Origin of the sequence: Micromonospora sp. NPDC049301 (genome assembly GCF_040678715.1) — a bacterium.
GTDB lineage: Bacteria > Actinomycetota > Actinomycetes > Mycobacteriales > Micromonosporaceae > Micromonospora.
In genome coordinates this window covers 141,830-164,288 of record NZ_JBFAQO010000005.1, presented here as the reverse complement: position 1 = coordinate 164,288, position 22,459 = coordinate 141,830, and the positions used below count along the sequence as shown (strand labels likewise).

Sequence of the window (22,459 nt, the reverse complement as noted above, 5' to 3'; positions counted from 1 at the left end):
GTCACGGCCTCCGCGGCTCGTAGGGCGCGCGACCGTTGCCGGTGGCGGGCCGGGTGTCGTAGGGGGAACGCTGCCGGTCGTGTGGCAGCGGCAGCCGGTGCACCAGCTCGGAGACGATCGCGTCGGTGGTGCGCCGGGCGAGCTGCGCGTCGGCGGTCGGGATGATCCGGTGCGCGAGCACCGGCACCGCGAGGGCCTGCAGGTCATCGGGGAGCACGTAGTCGCGCCCCTCCAGGGCGGCGACCGCCCGGGCGGTGCGCAGCAGCTGAAGGGTCGCCCGGGGGGAAGCGCCCAGGCGCAGGTCGGGGGCCTCGCGGGTGGCGGTGACCAGGTCGATGGCGTACTGCTTGACCGCGTCCGCGACGTGCACCTGCCGGACCGTGGCGATGAGCTGCCGGACGATGTCCGCGTCGGAGACCGGGCGCAGCTCGTGCAGCGGGTCCGTGGCGCCGTGCCCGTCCAGCATCGCCAGCTCGGCGCCGGCGTCCGGGTAGCCCATCGCGATCCGGGCGGTGAACCGGTCGCGCTGCGCCTCGGGCAGCGGGTACGTGCCCTCCATCTCGATCGGGTTCTGCGTGGCGATGACCATGAACGGGGTCTGCAGCTGGTACGTCACGCCGTCGACCGTGACCTGCCGTTCCTCCATGCACTCCAGCAACGCCGACTGGGTCTTCGGCGAGGCCCGGTTGATCTCGTCGCCGACGACCAGGTTGGCGAAGACGGCGCCGGGGCGGAACTCGAAGTCGTGTGTCTCCTGGTTGTAGACGCTGACGCCGGTGACATCGCTCGGCAGCAGGTCCGGGGTGAACTGGATCCGCCGCACCGTGCAGTCGATGGACCGCGCGAGGGCCTTGGCCAGCTTGGTCTTGCCGACGCCGGGGACGTCTTCGATCAGGAGGTGACCCTCGGCGAGCAGGACGGCCAGGGCCAGCCGCACCGTGGCGGTCTTGCCCTCGATGACCTGCTCGATGTTGGCCACGATGGCCTCGCTGGCGGCGCGGAACTCGTCGTGCGGCAGTAGGCCGCCCACCTCGTCCCAGGTCTGTTGTGTCACGGGCCTCCTCCTCGTCGCCGTCACGGCAGCTCTGTATAGAGCACCTGGACCCGCCGTTGGGTTCGCGACGTCGAGCCTCGTTTGCCGCAGAAATCTCACTGGCCTCTCAGGCTAACCATGTTTGTCGTTATCGCCGACCCCCGCAGGTAGTCCGTCGGTTACGCACCGATATTCGCCGGGTTGAGGGATCAGGCCCGGCTCGTCCCGGGCGTCGCCGGGCCCGCCCGACGGCGAGGTACACTGCCGGACATGGCCGGAGTCTTCCTGCTTCTTACCGGGCCGTGCTGATGCGCTGAACGCGCGACAGCACGGCGGCCCCTCCTGCGCGAGGGGCTTTTTTGTGCCCGTCGCCGGCCCGGCCCGGTGGCGCCGAGACGAAGCGAAGCGAAGCGAGGAGAGACGATGAGTGAGGCAGCCGCACCGGCGGGCGACATCCCCCCGTTCCGGTACACCGCGGCCCTGGCCGACGAGATCGAAAACCGTTGGCAGGACATCTGGGCGCGCGAGGGCACCTTCCACGCCCCGAACCCGACCGGCCCGCTGGCCGACCCGGACCACCCCCGGGCCGGCGCGGAGAAGCTGTACGTGCTGGACATGTTCCCGTACCCCTCCGGCGCCGGCCTGCACGTCGGCCACCCGCTGGGCTACATCGGCACCGACTGCTACGCCCGCTACCAGCGGATGGCCGGGCGCAACGTGCTGCACGCGATGGGCTTCGACGCGTTCGGCCTGCCCGCCGAGCAGTACGCGGTGCAGACCGGCACCCACCCGCGGACCACCACCGTGGCGAACATCGAGCGGTACAAGGCGCAGCTGCGCCGGCTGGGGCTGGCGCACGACGAGCGCCGCTCGGTGGCCACCATCGACACCGACTTCTACCGCTGGACCCAGTGGATCTTCCTGCAGGTCTTCAACTCCTGGTACGACCGGGACGCCGGGCGTGCCCGGCCGATCGCGGAGCTGATCGCCGAGTTCGAGGGCGGTAACCGGCCGACCCCGGACGGCCGGGCCTGGGCCGAGCTGAGCGTCGCCGAGCGCCGCCAGGTCGTCGACGACCACCGGCTGGCGTACGTCTCGCACGCCCCGGTGAACTGGTGCCCGGGGCTGGGCACGGTGCTGGCGAACGAGGAGGTCACCGCCGACGGCCGCTCGGAGCGGGGCAACTTCCCGGTCTTCAAGCGCAACCTGAAGCAGTGGATGATGCGGATCACCGCGTACGGCGACCGGCTGCTGGACGACCTGGACAGCCTGGACTGGCCGGAGCCGATCAAGAACATGCAGCGCAACTGGATCGGTCGCTCCACCGGTGCGCACATCGACTTCCCGACCGCCGCCGCGCCCGTGCGGGTGTTCACGACCCGTCCGGACACCATCTTCGGGGCCACCTACATGGTGCTGGCGCCCGAGCACGAGCTGGTCGACACGCTGGCGCCGGCCGCCTGGCCGGAGGGGACGCGGGACGCCTGGACCGGCGGGCAGGCGAGCCCGCGGGCCGCGGTCGAGGCGTACCGCAAGGCCGCGGCGGCCAAGACCGACATCGAACGGCAGGCCGACACCAAGGAGAAGACCGGCGTCTTCATCGGGGCGTACGCCACCAACCCGGTCACCGGCGGGCAGATCCCGATCTTCATCGCCGACTACGTGCTGGCCGGCTACGGCACCGGCGCGATCATGGCGGTGCCCGCGCAGGACGAGCGCGACTGGGCGTTCGCCGAGGTCTTCGAGCTGCCCATCGTGCGCACCGTGCAGCCGTCGGAGGGCTTCGGCGGCAAGGCGTACACCGGGGACGGCCCGGCGATCAACAGCTCGGCGCCCGAGCGCGGGCTGGACCTGGACGGCCTGGGTGTCGCCGACGCCAAGTCGGCGATCATCGCCTGGCTGGAGGCGAACGGGCACGGCGCCGGCGCGGTGACCTACCGGCTGCGTGACTGGCTGTTCTCCCGGCAGCGCTACTGGGGCGAGCCGTTCCCGATCGTCTACGACGAGACCGGCGCGGCCATCGCCCTGCCGGAGGAGATGCTGCCGGTCGAGCTGCCGGAGGTGGACGACTTCTCGCCGAAGACGTTCGCCCCGGACGACGCGAACTCGAACCCGGAGACCCCGCTGTCGCGTCGCCGCGACTGGGTCGAGGTGGAGCTGGACCTGGGTGACGGGCCGAAGCGCTACACCCGGGAGACCAACGTGATGCCGCAGTGGGCCGGCTCCTGCTGGTACGAGCTGCGCTACCTGGACCCGACCAACAGCGAGCGGTTCGTCGACGCCGAGAACGAGCGGTACTGGATGGGCCCGCGCGGCGAGGGCGACTGTGGCGGCACCGACCTGTACGTCGGCGGCGCCGAGCACGCCGTGCTGCACCTGCTGTACGCGCGGTTCTGGCACAAGGTGCTGTTCGACCTGGGGCACGTGTCGTCGTTCGAGCCGTTCCGCAAGCTGTTCAACCAGGGCATGATCCAGGCGTACGCGTACACCGACGCGCGCGGCAGCTACGTGCAGGCCGAGGAGGTCGTCGAGCGCGACGGCGGTTACTACCTGGGCGACCTGGTGGTCAACCGCGAGTACGGCAAGATGGGCAAGTCGCTGAAGAACGTGGTGACCCCCGACGACATGTGCGCCGCGTACGGCGCGGACACCTTCCGGGTGTACGAGATGTCGATGGGCCCGCTGGAGGTGTCCCGCCCGTGGGAGACCCGGGCGGTGGTCGGCGCGTACCGGTTCCTGCAGCGGGTCTGGCGGGCGGTGGTCGACGAGGAGACCGGCGCGCTGCGGGTCAGCGAGACCCCGGCCGAGGAGGCGACCCGCCGGCTGCTGCACAAGGTGATCCACGGGGTCCGCGCCGACATGGACGGCATCCGGTTCAACACCGCGATCGCCAAGCTGATCGAGCTGACCAACGGGCTGACCCGGCTGTCGGCGACGCCGCGCGAGGTGGCCGAGCCGCTGGTGCTGATGGTGGCGCCGTTCGCCCCGCACCTGGCGGAGGAGCTGTGGCGCCGGCTGGGCCACGACACGTCGCTGACGTACGCGGACTTCCCGACGGCTGACCCGGCGCTGCTGGTGGCGGACACGGTGACCTACCCGGTACAGGTCAACGGCAAGGTCCGTGGCCGCATCGAGGTCCCCGCCGACGCCGCCGAGGAGAGCGTCCGCGCGGCGGCCCTGGACGCGGTCGCCGCCGCACTGGCTGGCAAGGAGCCTCGCAAGGTCATCGTCGTCCCGGGCCGAATGGTCTCGGTCGTCGCCTGACCCCGCTCACCCCGCCGGTCGCTGGGCGCCACGGCCCCGGCCGATGCGGGGCGTGGCGTCTGCGGAGGCGGACGCGGTGAGAGGCCTGATGACTTAGAGGCATAAATATGCCTCTGAGTCATCAGGCCTCATCGACGTGTCCGCCCGCCCCCGCGACACGCCGGCTCCGGCGCCGTGCGGCGGCTCTTGAGGGGCGGGGGTGGTGGCTCAGGCGGTCAGCACTGCGGCGACGGCGTGGCGGTGGGTGAGCAGCCAGTCCTGCCAGCGGCGTACCCCCACGACCGCGCCCACGTCACGTAGCCGGCGCATGCCCGGCTCGTCGCGGTCGGCGCCGGCGTCGATGCTCCGCCAGGTGCTCCCGATCTGGTCGAGCATCAGCGTCACGAGCTCGTCCCTGGGCAGTGCCGGAGGGACGGGCTCGGTGGACGCGGCGTCGTAGGCGTCGCAGAGCACCCGGCAGCGCCGGCCCAGCTCGGTGGGATCGGCACCGTCACCCAACGCCGCCCAGTGCCAGCCGGCGAACGCCACGTCCTCGATCCGCCGGCCCGGCCTGGCCAGGTCCCAGTCGAGGAAGGTGACGGGCAGCGGCCCGGCCGGGGAGTCCCGGTACACGGTGTTCTTCGGGGACAGGTCGCGGTGGCACACGGTCTCGGCGTCGCCGGCCAACGCCGTGCCCGCACAGGCATCGTGCAGCCGCCGGATCAGCTCGGCCAGCCGCACCAGCGCCGGGTCGGCGAAGAACGCGGGGTCCTCCCGGTCGCGCCACGGCACCCGACCCGCGACGTAGCTGAGCATCTGCCGCCCGTGGGCGTCGACACCCAGGTGCCGGGGCGCGAGATCCGCGTCGACCTCGGCCAGGTGGTGCAGCAGCGCGCCGACGAAGTCCAGGTTGGCCGGCGGGGTACGCCGTACCGTGTCGCCGACCCGGACCACCTCGGCGACGAAGCCGCCCGCGAGCCGCTGCTCGCCAGGCCCCTCGGTCCGCTTCACGGCTGGCTCACCACCGAGCGGCGCCGCCGCTCGGCGCGCCACCACCGGTGGATCAGCACCACGCTGGCGATCAGGCCGAGGCTGGCCGGTGCGGCGGCGTACCAGTTGATGTGGCCGGGGGAGCTGACCGCCGCGCCGATCGCGGCGTAGCCGAAGGCGGTCGGGGCGGAGGCGATCACGCTGCCGGCCAGGAACGGCAGCACCCGGGCTCCGGTGGTGCCGTAGCCGTAGCTGACCAGCCCGAAGCCGGCGATCGGCACCAGTCGCACGGTGACCACACCGAGGACGCTCTGCCGGGCGAACCAGCCGTCGAGGCGGGCCAGCCGGCCGCGGACCCGCTCGGCGACGAACTCCCGGCCGAGCAGCCGGCCGACCGTGAACCCGAGCGCCGCCGCCACCAGCGCGGCGCCCAGCGCGTACGCGGCACCCTCCAGCGGACCGAAGATCGCGCCCGCGGCGAGGGTGATGAAGGTCCGGGGAACCAGCGCGACCAGCAGCAGCGCGCCGCCGAGGATCGCCGCGACCGGGGCGAGGCCGCCGAGCCGGTCGGCCAGTTGCGGCAGCTGCGCCGGATCGGGCCGGGGCACCAGGAGCAACAGCAGCGCGCAGACGCCGATCAGCAGCAGGAGCAGGGCGAACCGGGCGGCCGACGGCTGCCGGAGCAGCCGCCGGACGGCCTGGATCATGCCCGGGCGGCGGCCACTGCGGCGCGGCGCTCGCTGCGGAGCCGGTCCGACCAGGTGTCGTCCAGCGGCGGGAGCTGGTGCGCGCCGGTGGCCCAGCGCAGGAGCAGGTCGGCCAGGGCGGGGTTGCGGGCCAGTGCGGGACCGTGCGAGTAGGTGCCGAGCAGCTTGCCGCGCCACGCGCCCTCGGTGCTGCCGTCGTTGCCCACGCCGGCGGTGACCCGGGCCAGCGGAGCGACCTCCGGGCCGAGGTGGGTGCGGCCGCCGTGGTTCTCGAACCCGGTCAGCGCGGGCAGGCCCAGCCGGGGATCGATCTCGCCGGCCAGCTCACCGACGGCCCGGCTCGGGCCCCGGTCGGACTGCAGGTCGAGCAGCTCCAGGCCACGGCACTGCACACCCTTGGCGAAGAAGGAGGTGCCGAGCAGCTGGTAGCCGGCGCACACGCCGAACACGACCGAGCCCTGGGCGACCGCCCGGTGCAGGCCGCCGTCGGCGATCAGCCGCTGCGCGCCCAGCGCCTGCGGGCCGTCCTCGCCGCCGCCCACCAGGTAGATGTCGGCGGTCGCGGGCAGCCGCTGGTCGGAGCGGACCTCCAGCACCTCGACCGGCATGCCGCGCTGGCGCGCCCGTCGGGCGAGGATCAGGGCGTTGCCCCGGTCGCCGTAGGTGGAGAGCAGGTCGGGGTAGATCCAGACGATGCGCAGGCTCTCAGATGACACGGTCCAACTCCGCTCGGATGTCCTGGAACGCGGTGTAGTTCGCGATGACCTCCAGCCGCCCCGGAGGGACCGACCGGATCGCGTCGTGGAACGTGCGCACGTGCTGGAACGGCACGTCGTTGACGTCCAGCCGGACCGCCAGGTCGTACGCCCGGTCGCCGGTGATCAGCACCTGCCGGCCGCGCAGCGGGGCGAAGTCGACGTCGAAGAGCCAGGAGGTGTCCAGGCCGTCGGGGTCGCGCGCGTTGATGGAGAGCAGGGTGGGCGCCTCGTCGGCCATGTCGAAGGCCTCCAGCCAGCTGGCCGGGTTCTTGGCCAGCAGCAGCCGGATGTTGCGCCCGTCCTTGTCCACCTGCGCGTAGCGGCCGGCGACCGAGGTGACGATGCCGAGGCGGGACACCGCGTCGACCGGGCGGACGCCGAACTCGGCCGCCACGGCCAGCGCGGTCGCCGCGTTGCCGAGGTTGACCTTGCCGGGCAGCTGGAGGGAGACCTTGTGCCAGGCGCCGGTGGGGTCGAGCACGCCCTCGTCCTCGACGACCCACTGCGGCTCGGGCCGGCGCAGTGCGCAGCCGGTGCACCACCACTGCTCGCCGGAGCGCTGGATCGTGGAGCCGCACTCGGGGCAGACCCAGGAGTCGTCGTGCCAGCGCTGGCCGGCGCTGAACCAGGTCACGTGCGGCGGGTTGATGCCGCTGGCGGGGTCGGCCGGCGGGGTGGCGGCCCAGACCACCATCGGGTCGTCGGCGTTGGCCACCACCCGCACGTCGGTGTGCCGGACCAGCGCCGCGCGCCAGAGCTGCGCCATCATGGCGACCTCCTTGGCCCGGTCGAGCTGGTCGCGGGAGAGGTTCAGCAGCGCGACCACGTGCGGCTCGGTCGCCTCCAGCACCTGGGCGAGGTAGTGCTCGTCGACCTCCAGCACCGCGTACGGGGTGCTGCCGGCCTTGGCCAGCGCCGAGGTGTGCCCGGTGGGCATGTTGGCGCCGAAGGAGTTGGTGGCGACCCGGCCGAGCACGCCGACCGCGGCGGCGGTCAGCCGGGTGGTGGTGGTCTTGCCGTTGGTGCCGGAGACGAGCGCGATGGCACGCCCGGCCGACAGGTGGGCCAGCAGCTCAGGGTCGATCTTCAGCCCGATCCATCCGCCGATCACCGAACCGTCGCCACGGCCGGCGGCCCGGGAGAGCGCCGCGGCGGTCCGTGACACGGAGCTGGCCACCTTGGCCCGTAGGGGCATTTTCGCGTCCGTCACGCGAGCGAGGTTACCGGACCGCCCACCCCACCAGATCGCCGCCGACGGCGAACCGTTCGGTTGTGGCGCCGCCGCGGGTGGCGGGGTCGGCTTCCACCGGACGGAGTGGATCTATGTCGGAAAGCGGACCACGCCGGGCGGGCGCAGAGGCCCTCCACTCCGCCCCACCCCTTGTGACGTGCGCTTTTGTCGACGGCTGGGGCGCGCCACGCGGTCGTTTCTGGTTGCAGGTGGAGGGAAGTGGAGTAGAGTGGGGCCCAATGGTGAGGCCGGGAGGGCTCACCGGCCCGGGGGGTCAGCGGCGCCGCGAACGCCGCTCGAGGGCGAGGGGGTAGGGCCGGTGTTTCTCGGCACCCACACTCCGCGCCTGGACGACAAGGGCCGGCTGATCCTTCCGGCCAAGTTCCGGGACGAGCTGGCGGGGGGTGTCGTGGTCACCAAAGGGCAGGATCGCTGTCTCTACGTCTTCCCGACACCCGAGTTCCAGCGGATCGCGGAGCAGTTGCGCGCGCAGCCGATGACGCACAAGGCGGCCCGGGCCTACAGCCGGGTCTTTTTCGCCAGCGCGCACGACGAGGTGCCGGACAAGCAGGGCCGGGTGACCATCCCGGCCCACCTGCGGGAGTATGCCGCGCTGGACCGCGACCTCGTCGTGATCGGCGCGAGCACGCGGGTGGAAATCTGGGACAAGGTCGCCTGGGAGACCTACCTCGCCGAGAGCGAAGACGACTTCGCCGACATCGAGGAGGGGGTGCTGCCCGGCGGTCTGTAGGGCGGAACGGCGCCCGACGTACTGCGAGATCTCCAGCCGCTTTCGAGTTCCTGGCATCCCTTCCCCGGTGCCAGGCGCACGATCCAGTCATCGGGCGGAGTCCGGTGCCGGGCGGGAGCGGATGGGGATCTGGCGGTACGACGGCGGCGCCGTCCGACGACAGGCGCAGGAACGAACGGACGTTTCAACCAGTGGGGGTCAACATGGGGGAGCTGCGCGGCACGCATGTGCCGGTGCTGCTCGAGCGGTGTCTCGAGCTGCTGGCCCCCGCGCTGGGTCGAGGCGGCCGGACGGTGCACGTCGACGCGACGCTGGGCCTGGCCGGGCATGCGGAGGCGGTGCTGGAGGCGCACCCGGAGACGGTCCTGATCGGGCTCGACCGGGACACCGAGGCCCTCGCCCACGCACGGGTCCGGCTGGCCCGTTTCGCCGATCGGGTGCACCTGGAGCACGCCGTCTACGACGAGCTGCCCGAGGTGCTGGACCGGCTGGGTTATCCGGCCATCGACGGGATCCTGTTCGATCTGGGTGTCTCGTCGTTGCAACTGGACGCGCCCGACCGCGGGTTCGCGTACGCCCAGGACGCGCCGCTGGACATGCGGATGGACCAGACCCGGGGGGTGACCGCCGAGGAGGTGGTCAACACCTATGCGCATCCGGACCTGGCCCGGGTGCTGCGGGTCTACGGCGAGGAGAAGTTCGCCGGGCGGATCGCCTCGGCGATCATCCGGGAGCGGGAACGCGCCCGGATCACCTCGTCGGCGCGGCTGGCGGAGCTGGTCCGGGACTCGATTCCGGCGCCAGCCCGACGAACGGGTGGACACCCGGCAAAGAGAACGTTTCAGGCTTTACGGATCGAGGTAAACAAGGAGCTGGCAGCGCTGGAGTCAGCGCTGCCATCCGCGCTAGACGCACTGACCGTGGGCGGTCGCATGGTGGTCCTGTCCTACCACTCGCTGGAGGACCGGCTCACCAAGGCGGCGCTCGCGGACCGGGTCCGCAGTAAGGGCCCGGTCGACCTCCCGGTCGAGCTGCCCGGGTCCGGTCCGACGTTCCGGCTGCTCAGCCGGGGCGCCGAACTGCCCGGGGAGGTGGAGGTCGCCGCGAACCCGCGAGCCGCCTCCGTGCGGCTGCGGGCCGCGGAGCGACTCGACCCGAACGCGACGCAGCAGGGGCGGACCGACCGCGAACGGTCCCGCCGACGGGTGAAGGCGATGCACCAACCGGGGACGGGGTCCGCGGGATCCGTGGGGGATCCGGGGACGCCGGGGGACGACAGAGGGACGGATGTAGAGGGGGAGGGACATGAACATTGACGAGCGCGATCGCCGGGGCGTCACCGGCGGCGGGCAGCGCACACCGCGGTCGGGGGGCCGGACCGCGGCGGAGCGGGCTCCGCGCGGGGGAAACAGTACGCCACGTATCGATCGAGTGAACCGGCAGGGGGAGGCTCGCGCCCGGGGGGCGCGCGAGTTCCCGACCCAGGGCAGCGCCGCGCTTCGGCCGGCCGAGCGGGCCGGCGTCGCCGCCACCGCCCGCCCGCCTCGGCTGCGGGTGGCGCCGCCGCCGCCGGTGTCGGTGCCGCGCGCGCCGTTCGCGGCGCTGATCGTGGTGCTGGTGGTCGGCGGGGTGCTGGGCATCCTGGCGGTCAACACCAAGATCAACGAGAACGCGTTCCGGCTGGAGAAGCTGCAGCAGCAGCAGGCTCGGCTGGACCTGGAGAAGCAGCAGCTGGACAAGGAGATCGCCGAGCACAAGGCGCCGGGCAACCTGACCGCCGAGGCGCGGCGGCTGGGCCTGGTGGACGCCGGCGAGCCGGCGTACATCCGGCTGCCGGACGGCCGGACCATCGGCGTGCCCAAGCCGGCGACCGGCGAGCCGTCGGTGACCAGCCAGCAGGGTACTGGAGGCTGACCGGTGCCATCGAGGTCGGACGAGCCGCGCCGGGATCCGAAGGGGTCCCGGCGCGGCTCTTCACGTGACACCGGCGCCATGGACGGGGAGCCGCGCTCCGGTGAGCCGGGCATGGGCGGCATCTCCGGCGCCCGTGCGTACACCCCTCGGGGCCGGACGATCCGCGAGGAGCGCGGCACACCACCGCGCAGCGGGGGCGCCGAGCAGCGGCGTACGCCGCGCAGCACCCGGTCCGGCGACCCGTTCCGGCCGGCGTTGCAGGTGCTCGACGGTGGCCGGGCCGCCGCTGCCCGGTCCGGCCGGCGGGACGCCCCGGCGGCCGGCCGTGGCGGTGTGGTGCGCACCGTCGCGCCGCGTTCCCCGCGCGGCCCGGCCGGCGACGAGCCGCCGCCGCGCCGGCGGACCACGCCCCGCGCGCCCCGTCGCGCCGACCGCCCGGCGGCCCGCCGGCCGTCCCGCAAGCCACCGCGACCGCCGAAGCTGGCCGACCCGCGGCTGCGGCTGCGGCTGGGCACCGCCCTCACCCTGGCGCTCTTCGCCGCCATCGGGATCCGGCTGATCTTCCTCCAGGCGGTGGACACCCCGGCGTACGCCGGCGGCGGCGTCGCCGACCGGACCCGCACGGTCGAGCTGCCCGCCCCGCGCGGCGCGATCTACGACCGTACCGGCGAACCACTCGCGCACAGCGTCGAGGCGCGGTACGTGTTCGCCGACCCCACCGAGGTCGAGGACCAGGCCGCCACCGCGAAGGCGCTCTCCCCGCTGCTCGGCATCCCGGTGTCGAAGCTGACCGAGCTGATGAAGCCCCGCAAGCTGGAGAACGGCAACCCGTCCCGGTTCGAGTACCTGGCCCGGGGTGTGGAGATCCCGACCGCCAAGCAGGTGCTGGCGCTCGAGCTGCCCGGCATCGGGGTGCACCGCGACGAGCGCCGCGAGGTGCCCGGCGGCGATCTCGCGGCCAACCTGATCGGGTTCACCAGCCAGGACATGGTCGGGCTGGAGGGGCTGGAGGCCCGCTTCGACGAGCAGCTCGCCGGGCAGGACGGCAAGCGGGTGTACGAGGCCGGCCTCGGTGACCTCGCCGCGCCCATCCCGGGCGGCTACAGCAAGACGACCCCGGCCAAGCCGGGCAGCTCGATGACCCTCACCATCGAGGGTGACCTGCAGTTCCGCACCCAGCAGATCCTCAGCGCGGCGATGGCCCGGCAGCGGGGCGGCACCGGCGCGGCGGTCATCATCGACATCCCCACCGGTGAGGTGCTGGCCCAGGCCAGCGACCCCACCTACAACGCGGCGAAGCCGGCGGACAGCGACCCGGTCGCCCGGGAGGACGCCGCGACGAGTTTCGTGGTCGACCCCGGGTCGGTGCACAAGGCCATCACGTTCGGCGCGGCGTTGCAGGAGGGGGTGATCACCCCGGACACCACGCTGCCCATCGCGAACAGCATCAAGATGGGCGACACCTGGTTCTCCGACACCCACTACGCCAACGGCCGGCGGATGAGCGTGCCCGGGATGCTCGCCTACTCGTCGAACGTCGGCACGATCACCATCGCCGACCGGCTCGGCCGGGACCGGTTGATCGACTACCAGAAGCGGTTCGGGCTCGGGCAGCCCACCGGTGAGGGGCTACCGGGGGAGGCCAGCGGCCGGCTGCTGCCGGCCGACGAGTGGAGCGGATCGTCGGCCGGGTCGGTGCCGATCGGGCACAGCGTCGACGCCACGCCGCTGCAGATGGCCGCCGCGTACGCCGCCATCGCCAACGACGGCACGTACGTCCAGCCGCACCTGGTCAAGGAGACCATCGGCCCGGACGGCAAACGCACTCCCGCGCCGCCGCCGGTGACCCGGTCGGTGCTCAGCCCGCAGAACGCGGCGGCGCTGCGCACCATGCTGGAGGCGGTCACCACGGTCGACAACGCGACCGGCCTGGCCGCCGCGGTCCCCGGCTATCGGGTCGCCGGCAAGACCGGCACCGGCTGGCGGCTGGTGGATGGCAAGAAGCAGCCGGGCGAGGTGTCCTCCTTCATCGGCATGGCCCCCGCGGAGAAGCCCCGGTACGTGATCGCGGTCTTCGTCTACGCGCCGGGCGGCGGGGGTGCGGCGGTCGCCGTGCCGGCGTTCCGGGACATGATGCAGTTCACGCTGCGTCACTACCGCGTACCGCCGTCCACCGGCGGTTCGGCGCCCAAGTTCGTGGTCTATCCGCGCTGAGCAGCGACGGCGAGACATCATCGGTGAGTGCCGAAGAACCACCGGGGCGGCTGTGCGGCCGGAACCGGACGACCGGGTAGGGTCTGACGCCGTGCCCGGCAATCCACGTCCACGTACCGTGACCGGAGTCCGGCTCGGTGACCTCGCCGTCCGGCTCGCCGTCGATCTCCCGGCGGACGCCACCGGAGTGGTCGTCACCGGGGCGACCCACGCCAGCCAGGAGGTCCGCCCCGGCGACCTGTACGCGGCGCTGCCCGGCGCCCGCCGGCACGGCGCGGAGTTCGCCGCCGGCGCTGCCGCCGCGGGCGCGGTGGCCCTGCTGACCGACCCGGCCGGCGCCGAGCTGGCCGCGGAGACCGGCCTGCCCGCCCTGGTGGTGCCCGACCCCCGCGCGGTGCTCGGCGAGCTGGCCTCGGCCGTCTACGGCGATCCGACCGCCGAGCTGACCGTGATCGGCGTGACCGGCACCGCCGGCAAGACGTCCACGGCCTACCTGATCGAGTCGGGGCTGCGCGCCGCCGGGCACACCACCGGTCTGATCGGCACCGTGGAGACCCGCCTGGGTGACCTGGTGATCGACAGTGTGCGCACCACCCCCGAGGCGACCGACCTGCACGCCATGCTGGCCACCGCCCGTGAGCGCGGGGTCACCGCGGTCGTCATGGAGGTCTCCAGCCACGCGCTGGCCATGGGCCGGGTGGGCGGCGTCCGGTTCGCCGTCGGCGGTTACACCAACTTCGGCTCCGACCACCTGGACTTCCACGCCGACAGCGCCGACTACTTCGCCGCCAAGGCGCAGCTCTTCGACGGCCGGTGCGCGGTCGAGGTGCTCAACCACGACGACCCGGCGCTCAAGCCGCTCTACAAGCCGGCGACGGTCAGCTACTCCGCGGCCGGCGACCCGGCCGCGACCTGGTGGGCAGACGGCGTGGGCGGCGAGGGGTACGCGCAGCGGTTCACCGCGCACGGCCCCGACGGTGTGGTCCTGCCCGCGGGGGTGGCGCTGCCCGGGCGGCACAACGTCGCCAACGCGCTACTGGCCATCGCCGCGCTGGTGGGCGCCGGGGTGGACCCGGCGACCGCGGCGGCCGGCGTGGCCGCCTGCGGCGGGGTGCCCGGCCGGCTGGAGCTGGTGGACGTCGCCGGGCCGGTGCGCGGGGTCGTCGACTACGCGCACAAGGCGGACGCGATCGTGGCCGCGCTGGCCGCGTTGCGGGAGCTGAGCGCCGGCCGGTTGATCTGCGTGATCGGTGCGGGCGGGGACCGGGACCGGGGCAAGCGGCCGGTGATGGGCGCCGCCGCGGCCGAGGGGGCCGACGTGGTGGTGGTGACCGACGACAACCCGCGCACCGAGGACCCGGCGGAGATCCGCGCCGAGGTGCTCGCCGGGGCGTACCGGGCCGGCACGGCCGCCCGGATCATCGAGGTGGCCGGCCGGCGGGCCGCGATCGACGAGGCGGTCCGGCTGTCGGCGCCCGGCGACGTGGTCGCGGTGCTCGGCAAGGGGCACGAGCGGGGCCAGGAGGTGGCGGGCGAGGTGTTCCCGTTCGACGACAGCACCGAGCTGGCCGACGCGCTGCGGGCCCGCTTCGGGGACCTGGAGGGTCAGCGGTGATCGCGCTCAGCCTGGCCGAGGTGGCCACGGCGGTCGACGGGCGGCTGGTCGCCGCCGACCCGGCCGCCACCGTCACCGGGTCGGTCGAGTTCGACTCGCGCAAGGTGGGACCGGGAGCCCTGTTCGTGGCCTTCCCGGGGGAGAAGGTCGACGGGCACGACTACGCGGCGGCGGCGGTGTCGGCCGGCGCGGTGGCGGTGCTCGGCACCCGCGAGGTGCCCGGGGTGCCGATGGTGCTGGTCACCGACGCGCTGGCCGCGATGGGTCGGCTGGCCCGCGCGGTGGTGGACCGGCTGCCGGGGCTGACCGTGATCGGCCTGACCGGCTCCTCCGGCAAGACCACCACCAAGGACCTGATCGGCCAGCTCACCGCCCGGCTCGGGCCCACGGTGGCTCCGCCCGGCTCGTTCAACAACGAGCTGGGGCACCCGTACACCGCGTTGCAGGCCGGGCCGGACACCCGCTACCTGGTGATGGAGAAGGGCGCGCGGGGGGTGGGGCACGTGCGCTACCTGTGCGACGTGGTGCCGCCGCGGATCTCCGTGGTGCTGAACGTGGGCACGGCGCACATCGGCGAGTTCGGCTCGGCGGAGACGATCGCGCTGGCCAAGGGCGAGCTGGTCGAGGCGCTGCCGCTGGACGGGCTCGCGGTGCTCAACGCCGACGACCCGCTGGTCGACGCGATGGCCACGCGGACCGTCGCCCGGGTGGTCCGCTACGGCGAGTCGGCGCACGCCGACGTGCGGGCGGCCGACGTGCGCCTCGACGAGCGGGACCGGGCCGCGTACACCCTGGTCACCCCGGAGGGGACCGCGCCGGTGCGGCTCGGGCTGACCGGGCGGCACCAGGTCTCGAACACCCTCGCCGCGGCGGCGGTGGCCCGGGAGCTGGGCATGCCGCTGGCCGAGCTGGCCACGGCCCTGAGCGAGCTGCGGACGGTCTCCAGCCGCCGGATGGACGTCTTCGACCGCCCCGACGGGGTGACCGTGATCGACGACTCGTACAACGCCAACCCGGCCTCGATGGCGGTCGCGCTGCGGGCGCTGGCCGGCCTCGGCCGGGGGCGGCGTACCGTCGCGGTGCTGGGTTACATGGCCGAGCTGGGCCCGTACGAGCGGGACGGCCACGCGGAGGTCGGCCAACTCACGGCCGAGCTGGGCGTGGACCGGCTGCTCGTGGTGGGCGAGCCGGCGGCGCCGATCCATGAGGGCGCGACATCGGTAGGTGACTGGGGAGGAGAGTCGGTGCTGCTCACCGATCAGGCGGCGGCCATCGAGGTGCTGCGGGACGAACTACGGCCAGGGGACGTGGTCCTGGTCAAGGGTTCCCGGTACCGCACCTGGGAGGTGGTGGACGCCCTGCGCGCCGCCGCCGAGGGTGGCACGGCGTGAGGGCGGTCATCGTCGCCGTCGGGGTGGCCTTCATCGTCTCGCTCTTCTGCACCCCGATCGCGATCAAGGTGTTCACCCGGCTGAAGGCCGGCCAGCCGATCCGGGCCGAGGGCCCGGCCATGCACCAGGGCAAGAAGGGCACGCCCACGATGGGCGGCGTGGTCTTCATCCTGGCCACGGTGATCGCGTACGTGGCCGGACACCTGGCCCTGACCACCCTTCCGGACCTGCAGATCGCCCAGGTGGAGCCGACCATCACCGCCCTGGTGCTGCTGGGGCTGATGGTGTTCTCCGGCGCGGTCGGCTTCATCGACGACTTCCTCAAGGTGCGCAAGCGCAACAGCGCCGGGCTGAACAAGCGCGGCAAGCTGCTCGGCCAGATCCTGGTCGGCGCGGTCTTCGGCGTGGTCGCTCTGTACTTCCCGAGCACGATGACGGACGCGACGGGCGCGGTGACCAACACCGAGACCGTGGGCAGCACCACGCTGAGCTTCATCCGGGACATCGACGCCCTGGAGGTCAGCAAGATCGGCGCGGTGATCATCTTCATCTTCGTGGTGATGGCCGCGACGAACGGGGTGAACCTCACCGACGGCCTGGACGGTCTGGCCACCGGCGCCTCGGTGATGGTGCTCGCCGCGTACGCGCTGATCGCGTTCTGGCAGTACCGGCACTGGTGCGCCGACCCGAGCTACACCCAGGCGTACTGCTACTCCGTCCGCGACCCGCTGGAGATCGCGCTGATCGCCGGTGCGGCGGCCGGGGCCTGTGTGGGCTTCCTGTGGTGGAACACGTCCCCCGCGCGGATCTTCATGGGTGACACCGGCGCGCTGGGCCTGGGCGGCCTGATCGCCGGCATGGCCATGTCCACCCGGACCATCCTGCTGCTGCCGATCATCGGCGGGCTCTTCGTGATCATCACGATGTCCGTGGTGATCCAGATCATCTCCTTCCGGACCACCGGCAAGCGTGTGTTCCGGATGTCGCCGTTGCAGCACCACTTCGAGCTCGCCGGTTGGAGCGAGGTCAACATCGTGGTCCGGTTCTGGATCATCGCCGGCATCGGGGTGGCCATCGCGCTGGGCCTGTTCTACAGCGAGTTCCTCGCCAACATGACCTGACCGTACGCCGTGCGAGCGGGCCGCCGTCCACCCGATCACTGCGCGCCCCCTCCGATGCCGGGATGTTCGGGTCTCCCTTTGCTCTGCTTCAACCCAGGCAACGCTCGTAGCCCCTACGTGTTGCGTGGGTTGAAGCAGAGCAAAGGCGGCGATGTGTAGGTGCCGCCCCTGTGGGCGTTCGGGCCGGGCGTGCCGCCAACGACCCCGCCCTGACGCAACGGTGTTGATCGGCTCCATGATGTGATCAATGGGCACCGGGGCGACGCGCGACACGCCCGGTGCGGCCTTGTGGTCCTGTCGGGCGCGCCGAGCGGTGATGATGTGCGGGTGGGGGAGGAACCAGGCACCGAGGACAGGACAGCCGGTCGGCCGCGACGGTCACCAAGTGCGACGCGTACCGCGGAGGCCGCAGGGCCGCCGGACGACGCGCGTGGCCCGGAGCCGGGCGTGGCACCACGCGGACCGGAGGGCGTCGCCCCCGCACCGCTGCGGGGGCTGGACGCGGCGGGCGGCCTGGGGGCGCTGCGCGGCCTGCTGGACCGGCCGCTGGCCTCGTACTACCTGCTGCTGTCCAGCGCCGGCCTGCTGCTGCTGATCGGGCTGACCATGGTCTTCTCGGCGACCAGCGTCCGCGACTACGCCGAGGACGGCAACGCCTCGGCCTCGGTCACCAAGCAGGCCATCTTCGCGGTGATCGGCATCGTGGCGTTCTGGGCCTGCCAGCGGCTGCCGGCGCGGACCTACCGCGCGGTCGGCCGGCCGGCGCTGGGCGTGTCGGTGGTGCTGCTGCTGGTGCTCAACCTGCTGCTCGCCTACGCCCGGCTGACCAACCAGAAATCAGGGCAGATCGGCCCGATCGAGGCCCGGCTGAACTGGCTGTTCATCGGCGGGATCCAGGTGCAGCCCTCCGAGCTGGCCAAGTTCGCGCTGGTGTTGTGGGGCGCCCACCTGATCGCCCGCAAGGGCGCCGCGCTGGGCTGGTGGCGCGAGCTGGCCACCCCGCTCTTTCCGGTGATGGGCCTGCTCTTCGTCCTGGTCGGCTACAACGACACCGGCACGATGCTCTGCCTGCTGGCCCTGGTGGTCGGCCTGCTCTGGGCCGCCGGGGTGCGGATGCGGGTCTTCGGCGCCCTGGCGGCGGCCGGTCTGGTCGGGATCGGCCTGCTCGTCGCGGTGGCCTCGCTCGGCGCCGGCTCCGGCGAGAGCGGCGAGGACAACTACCGCTTCGCCCGGCTGACCATGTTCTTCAACCCGCCGGACCCGGAGACCTGCAAACTCGACGGCTGCCTTCAGTTCTACCAGGGGCGACTGGCCATCGAGCACGGCGGCTGGTTCGGTGTCGGGCTGGGCAAGAGCAGCCTGAAGTGGGACTGGCTGCCCGAGGCGCACAACGACTTCATTTTCGCGATCGTCGCCGAGGAGTTGGGCGTGATCGGGTGTGCCGTGGTGCTCAGCCTGTTCGCGGTCCTCGCGTACACCGGGTTTCGGATCGCCCGGCGGGTCGACGATCCGTTCCGCCGGCTCGCCGCCGCCGCGGTGACCACCTGGCTGGTCAGCCAGGCCGTGATCAACATCGGCGGGGTGGTCGGGCTGCTGCCGATCACCGGCCTGCCGCTGCCGTTCATCTCCGACGGCGGAAGTGCCCTGGTCGTGACGTTGGCCGCGATCGGGATGCTGGCGTCCTTCGCGCGCGCCGAACCCGATGCGGCCAGAGCACTGCATGCCCGTCCACCGGCCCGGTGGGTCCGACTACTCTGGGCCCCGTTGCCGCCGCTTCCCGGCCGGCGTCGCCGGCCGGCGACGCCGCCGGCTGGCCGAGGGTCCGTGCCCCGGTCCCGCGAGCGGCGGCAGGACGACCAGGCCGCACCCCGCGGCGTCCGGCAGGGCCGGAGTCGCGCGGGTTCGGCGAGCGAGAGGAGACGCTGATGGGTCCGCTGCGTTCGGTGGTGCTCGCGGGAGGTGGCACCGGGGGGCACATCTACCCGTTGCTCGCCTTCGCCGACTGCCTGCGCCGACACGACCCCGGCGTCCGGATCACCTGCCTCGGCACACCCAAGGGCATGGAGAACGAGCTGATCCCGCCGCAGGGTTACGACCTGCGGCAGATCCCGGCGTACCAGCTGCCCCGGTCGGTCAACATGAACCTGGTCCGCACCCCGGGCCGGATGTGGACCGCGGCCCGCGCGGCGGGCAAGGTCATCGACGAGGTGCAGGCCGACGCGGTGGTCGGCTTCGGTGGGTACGTCTCGGTGCCGGCCTACCTCGCCGCCTGGCGCCGCGAGCTGCCCATGGTGATCCACGAGGTGAACGTGCCGCCGGGCGTGGCCAACCGGCTGGGCATGAAGTTCACCAAGAACATCGCGGTCGGCTTCCCGCACCAGCCGAGCCAGGCCGAGTCGCTGCGCGACGCCACCGTGGTCGGGGTGCCGCTGCGCCGCAGCATCGCCACGCTGGACCGGTACGCGCTGCGCAACGCCGCCCGCGCCCACTTCGGGCTCCGCCCGGACCTGCCGGTGCTCTTCGTCGCCGGCGGCTCGTCGGGCGCCCGCTCGATCAACCTGGCGGTCTCCGGGGCGGCCAAGGAGCTGGCCCGCAACGGCGTGCAGGTGCTGCACGTGATGGGCGCGCGCAACGAGCCGGTGCCGATCCCCACCGACCTGCCGGTGCCGTACGTGACGCTGCCCTACCTGTCGGAGATGGAGCTGGGTTACGCCGCCGCCGACCTGCTGCTGGGCCGGGGCGGGGCGATGACCTGCGCCGAGGTGGCCGCGATCGGGCTGCCCACGATCTACGTGCCGTACCCGCACAGCAACCAGGAGCAGAAGCGCAATGCGCTGCCCGTGGTGGAGGCCGGCGGTGGGGTGCTGGTCGACGACGCGGAGCTGACCCCGGCCTGGCTGGAGCGCACCGTGATCCCGCTGATCCGTGACCCGCAGCGGCTGTACGCGATGGGCGCCGCGGCGGCCGCGTACGGGCGGCGCGACGGCGACGAGGCGCTGCGCTCGTTCGTCATCGAGGCGGTGGCCCGATGACCGCGCAGTTCACCCCGGCCGGCACGCTCACCGCAGAGGACCTGGGCACCATCCACCTGATCGGGGTGGGTGGGGTCGGCATGAGCGGCCTGGCCCGGCTCTTCCTCACCCGGGGCATCCCGGTCTCCGGCAGCGAGCTGCGCGAGTGGCCGTCGCTGGCCGGGCTGCGGGCGCTGGGCGGGACGATCCACATGAGCCACGAGGCGACCAACCTCGACGGCGTGGACACCGTCGTCTACTCGTCGGCCATTCCGCAGGACCACCTGGAGATGGTCGAGGCGCGCCGGCGCGGCCTGCGGGTGCTGCACCGCTCCGAGGCGCTCGCCGCGGCGATGACCGGTCGCCGGGCGGTGGCGGTCGCGGGCACCCACGGCAAGACCACCACCACGTCGATGGTGACCATGGTGCTCCAGCAGGCCGGGGTGGACCCGTCCTTCGTGATCGGTGGGGAGATCTCCGAGGTCGGCTCGGGCGCCCACCACGGCACCGGCGAGTACTTCGTGGTGGAGGCGGACGAGAGCGACCGCTCGTTCCTCATCTACCGCCCGTACGTCTCGATCATTACGAACGTCGAGGCGGACCACCTGAACACCTACGGCGACTACGCGACGCTGGAGAGGGCGTTCGTCGAGTTCGCCCGGCTCACCGACCCGGACGGGTTCATCATCACCTGCGCCGACGACCCGGGTGGGCGGCGGCTTGCCGAGAGCCTGCGGGCCGAGGGACGGCGGGTGTTCACCTATGGCGAGGCGGCCGACGCCGACCTGCGGCTGACCGAGATCGTCTCGTCGGCACGCGGGGTGCGCTACCTGGCCGCGATCGACGGCCGGTCGCTGGGCGAGTTCCGGCTGCCGGTGCCGGGGCGGCACATGGGGCTCAACAGCGCCTCGGCGGTGCTGGCCGCGTACCTGCTGGACCTGCCGCTGCCGGCGGCGGAGGCCGCGCTGGCGGTCTTCCCCGGTGTGCGGCGGCGCTTCGAGCGCAAGGGCGTCGCGGACGGCGTGCTGGTCTACGACGAGTACGCCTACCACCCGACCTCGATGACGCTGGCGTTGCAGACGCTACGCGAGGTGGCCGGGGAGGGGCGGCTGATCGTGGTCTTCCAGCCGTACCGGCTGTACCGCACCCGCGACTCGCAGGCGGAGATCGCCGAGGCGCTGGCCATCGCCGACGAACTGGTGCTGCTGGAGGTCTTCGGGCCGGGTGAGCTGCGCCAGCCCGGTGAGGGCTCGGCGGCGCTGATCGAGGCGGTGGCGCTGCCCGCCGACCGGAAGGTCTTCGTCGACTCCTGGGAGGAGGCGCCGGTCGAGGTGGTCCGGCGGGCCCGCCCGGGAGACGTGGTGGTGACCATGGGCGCCCCGCCGATCTCGCTGATGGGTGACGAGCTGCTGGCCGGCCTGCTCGCGCGCGCCGGCTCCGCGCCGACCGCGACGGTCGACCCGGTGGCCACCGCCCCGGCGGTCGGTGATCCGGTGCCCGGCGGGGCCACCGCCGGTGGCGACGGGGCCGCCCTGGGTGGCACCGCCGCACCGGACGGCGCGGCGCCCACCGCCGGATGAGCCCCGGCCCGGCCCGCGGGCGGACCAGCGCCGCCGACGGCGGCGCACCGCGACGCGGTCCGGTCCGGCGCTGGCAGCTGGTCCGGGCCGGCCGCGACGCGGTGCCGCCGTCGACCCGCCGGTTCATGGCCCGGGCCCGGCAGCGCCGGATGCGCGCGGCGCTGCCGTGGGCGGTGGCCGCCGGGGTGCTCGCGGTGGTCGGGCTGGTCGCCTGGACGGTGCTCGGCACCGGGCTGTTCGGGGTCCGTGAGGTGCGGGTGGACGGCGCCGACCTGGTCACCCCGGTGCAGGTGCACGACGCGGCGGGGGTGGCCGACGGCGTGCCGCTGGCCCGGGTGGATCTGGACGCCGCCGCCCGGCGGGTCGGCGCGTTGCCGCCGGTGGAGCGGGCCACGGTGTCCCGGGACTGGCCCGACGCGCTGGTGATCCGGGTGACCGAGCGGACTCCGGTGGCGGCGGTGCCGCAGGGGGAGGCGTTCGCCCTGATCGACCGGACCGGGGTGGCGTTCCGGACGGTCGCCGAGCGCCCCGCCGGGCTGCCGGTGGTGAAGGTCGTCCGGCCGGCCGCCGATGACCCGGGTACCCGCGCCGGGCTCGAGGTGCTCGTCGCGTTGACCCCGCAACTGCGCGACGAACTGGTGGACGTGAACGTGGAGGGACTGGCGCGGATCAGCCTGCGGTTGCGCGGGGACCGGACGGTGGTCTGGGGCGACGCGACCAGGGGCACGGACAAGGCCCGGGTCGCCACCGCGCTGCTCGGCGAGGACACCGACCGGATCGACGTGAGCGCGCCGGACGTGGTGACCTTCCGCTGATCGGGGGCGTGCCGCGAGGTGCGCGGAGGTGACTCGTCGCGCTCCGGGCGGCGACACGCCGGTCGGGTCCTTGGCTCATCGCGCG

17 protein-coding genes are annotated in these 22,459 nt (G+C 73.3%); 12 read left to right on the top strand and 5 right to left on the bottom strand.

What is annotated here, in order from left to right:
* Window position 1: 1 nt before the first annotated feature.
* Window positions 2-1,054, bottom strand: coding sequence for a MoxR family ATPase (locus AB0K07_RS16575; RefSeq protein WP_363755874.1), 1,053 nt, complete (start codon window positions 1,052-1,054; stop codon window positions 2-4).
* A gap of 402 nt (window positions 1,055-1,456) precedes the next feature.
* Between AB0K07_RS16575 and leuS the strand changes: the two genes are divergently transcribed.
* A complete protein-coding gene (gene leuS, locus AB0K07_RS16570) occupies window positions 1,457-4,297 on the top strand; it encodes a leucine--tRNA ligase (protein WP_363755872.1) in 2,841 nt (946 codons plus the stop codon).
* Window positions 4,298-4,504: 207 nt separating this feature from the next.
* Here the strand turns inward: leuS and AB0K07_RS16565 are convergent, their stop codons facing one another.
* From AB0K07_RS16565 to AB0K07_RS16550, 4 genes are read right to left on the bottom strand one after another with little or no spacing between them, the layout of a single operon-like run.
* Complete coding sequence (locus AB0K07_RS16565) at window positions 4,505-5,287, bottom strand: phosphotransferase (protein WP_363755870.1); 783 nt, start codon at window positions 5,285-5,287, stop codon at window positions 4,505-4,507.
* The gene (locus AB0K07_RS16560) at window positions 5,284-5,973 is read right to left on the bottom strand and encodes a VTT domain-containing protein (protein WP_363755868.1); all 690 of its coding nucleotides are present in this window, start codon (window positions 5,971-5,973) and stop codon (window positions 5,284-5,286) included. The genes AB0K07_RS16565 and AB0K07_RS16560 overlap by 4 nt, the downstream gene beginning before the upstream one ends.
* Complete coding sequence (locus AB0K07_RS16555; RefSeq protein WP_363755866.1) at window positions 5,970-6,689, bottom strand: glutamine amidotransferase; 720 nt, start codon at window positions 6,687-6,689, stop codon at window positions 5,970-5,972. Before AB0K07_RS16555 ends, AB0K07_RS16560 begins: the two co-directional genes overlap by 4 nt.
* Window positions 6,679-7,926: a MurT ligase domain-containing protein gene (locus AB0K07_RS16550; protein WP_363756618.1), complete on the bottom strand. Its 1,248-nt coding sequence runs from the start codon at window positions 7,924-7,926 to the stop codon at window positions 6,679-6,681. Before AB0K07_RS16550 ends, AB0K07_RS16555 begins: the two co-directional genes overlap by 11 nt.
* 355 nt (window positions 7,927-8,281) lie before the next feature.
* On the opposite strand from AB0K07_RS16550, the gene mraZ reads away from it, so the two are divergent.
* The 11 genes from mraZ (at window position 8,282) to AB0K07_RS16495 (ending at window position 22,374) form a co-directional block, all read left to right on the top strand.
* Window positions 8,282-8,713 carry a division/cell wall cluster transcriptional repressor MraZ gene (gene mraZ, locus AB0K07_RS16545; protein WP_252418470.1) on the top strand — a complete coding sequence of 144 codons (432 nt, stop codon included), beginning with the start codon at window positions 8,282-8,284 and terminating at the stop codon, window positions 8,711-8,713.
* Between the two features lie 203 nt (window positions 8,714-8,916).
* On the top strand, window positions 8,917-10,029 hold the full coding sequence (gene rsmH / locus AB0K07_RS16540) for a 16S rRNA (cytosine(1402)-N(4))-methyltransferase RsmH (RefSeq protein ID WP_363756616.1): 1,113 nt from the start codon (window positions 8,917-8,919) through the stop codon (window positions 10,027-10,029).
* Window positions 10,019-10,627 carry a hypothetical protein gene (locus AB0K07_RS16535; RefSeq protein WP_363755863.1) on the top strand — a complete coding sequence of 203 codons (609 nt, stop codon included), beginning with the start codon at window positions 10,019-10,021 and terminating at the stop codon, window positions 10,625-10,627. Before rsmH ends, AB0K07_RS16535 begins: the two co-directional genes overlap by 11 nt.
* A 3-nt stretch (window positions 10,628-10,630) precedes the next feature.
* Entirely contained in the window at window positions 10,631-12,841 is a 2,211-nt protein-coding gene (locus tag AB0K07_RS16530; RefSeq protein ID WP_363755861.1) for a penicillin-binding protein 2, read from the top strand.
* Between the two features lie 52 nt (window positions 12,842-12,893).
* Window positions 12,894-14,456, top strand: coding sequence for a UDP-N-acetylmuramoyl-L-alanyl-D-glutamate--2,6-diaminopimelate ligase (locus tag AB0K07_RS16525; RefSeq protein WP_363755859.1), 1,563 nt, complete (start codon window positions 12,894-12,896; stop codon window positions 14,454-14,456).
* A complete protein-coding gene (gene murF / locus AB0K07_RS16520) occupies window positions 14,453-15,847 on the top strand; it encodes a UDP-N-acetylmuramoyl-tripeptide--D-alanyl-D-alanine ligase (RefSeq protein ID WP_363755857.1) in 1,395 nt (464 codons plus the stop codon). The genes AB0K07_RS16525 and murF overlap by 4 nt, the downstream gene beginning before the upstream one ends.
* Complete coding sequence (mraY, locus tag AB0K07_RS16515) at window positions 15,844-16,968, top strand: phospho-N-acetylmuramoyl-pentapeptide-transferase (RefSeq protein WP_363755855.1); 1,125 nt, start codon at window positions 15,844-15,846, stop codon at window positions 16,966-16,968. The genes murF and mraY overlap by 4 nt, the downstream gene beginning before the upstream one ends.
* Window positions 16,969-17,415: 447 nt before the next feature.
* A complete protein-coding gene (locus AB0K07_RS16510; protein ID WP_363755853.1) occupies window positions 17,416-18,894 on the top strand; it encodes a putative peptidoglycan glycosyltransferase FtsW in 1,479 nt (492 codons plus the stop codon).
* Window positions 18,894-20,000 (top strand): undecaprenyldiphospho-muramoylpentapeptide beta-N-acetylglucosaminyltransferase, encoded by a 1,107-nt coding sequence (gene murG / locus AB0K07_RS16505; protein WP_363755851.1) that lies wholly within the window; start codon window positions 18,894-18,896, stop codon window positions 19,998-20,000. The genes AB0K07_RS16510 and murG overlap by 1 nt, the downstream gene beginning before the upstream one ends.
* Window positions 19,997-21,559 carry a UDP-N-acetylmuramate--L-alanine ligase gene (gene murC / locus AB0K07_RS16500; RefSeq protein ID WP_363755849.1) on the top strand — a complete coding sequence of 521 codons (1,563 nt, stop codon included), beginning with the start codon at window positions 19,997-19,999 and terminating at the stop codon, window positions 21,557-21,559. Before murG ends, murC begins: the two co-directional genes overlap by 4 nt.
* Window positions 21,556-22,374, top strand: a complete 819-nt coding sequence (locus AB0K07_RS16495) for an FtsQ-type POTRA domain-containing protein (RefSeq protein ID WP_363755847.1) — start codon at window positions 21,556-21,558, stop codon at window positions 22,372-22,374. The genes murC and AB0K07_RS16495 overlap by 4 nt, the downstream gene beginning before the upstream one ends.
* Window positions 22,375-22,459: the final 85 nt, after the last annotated feature.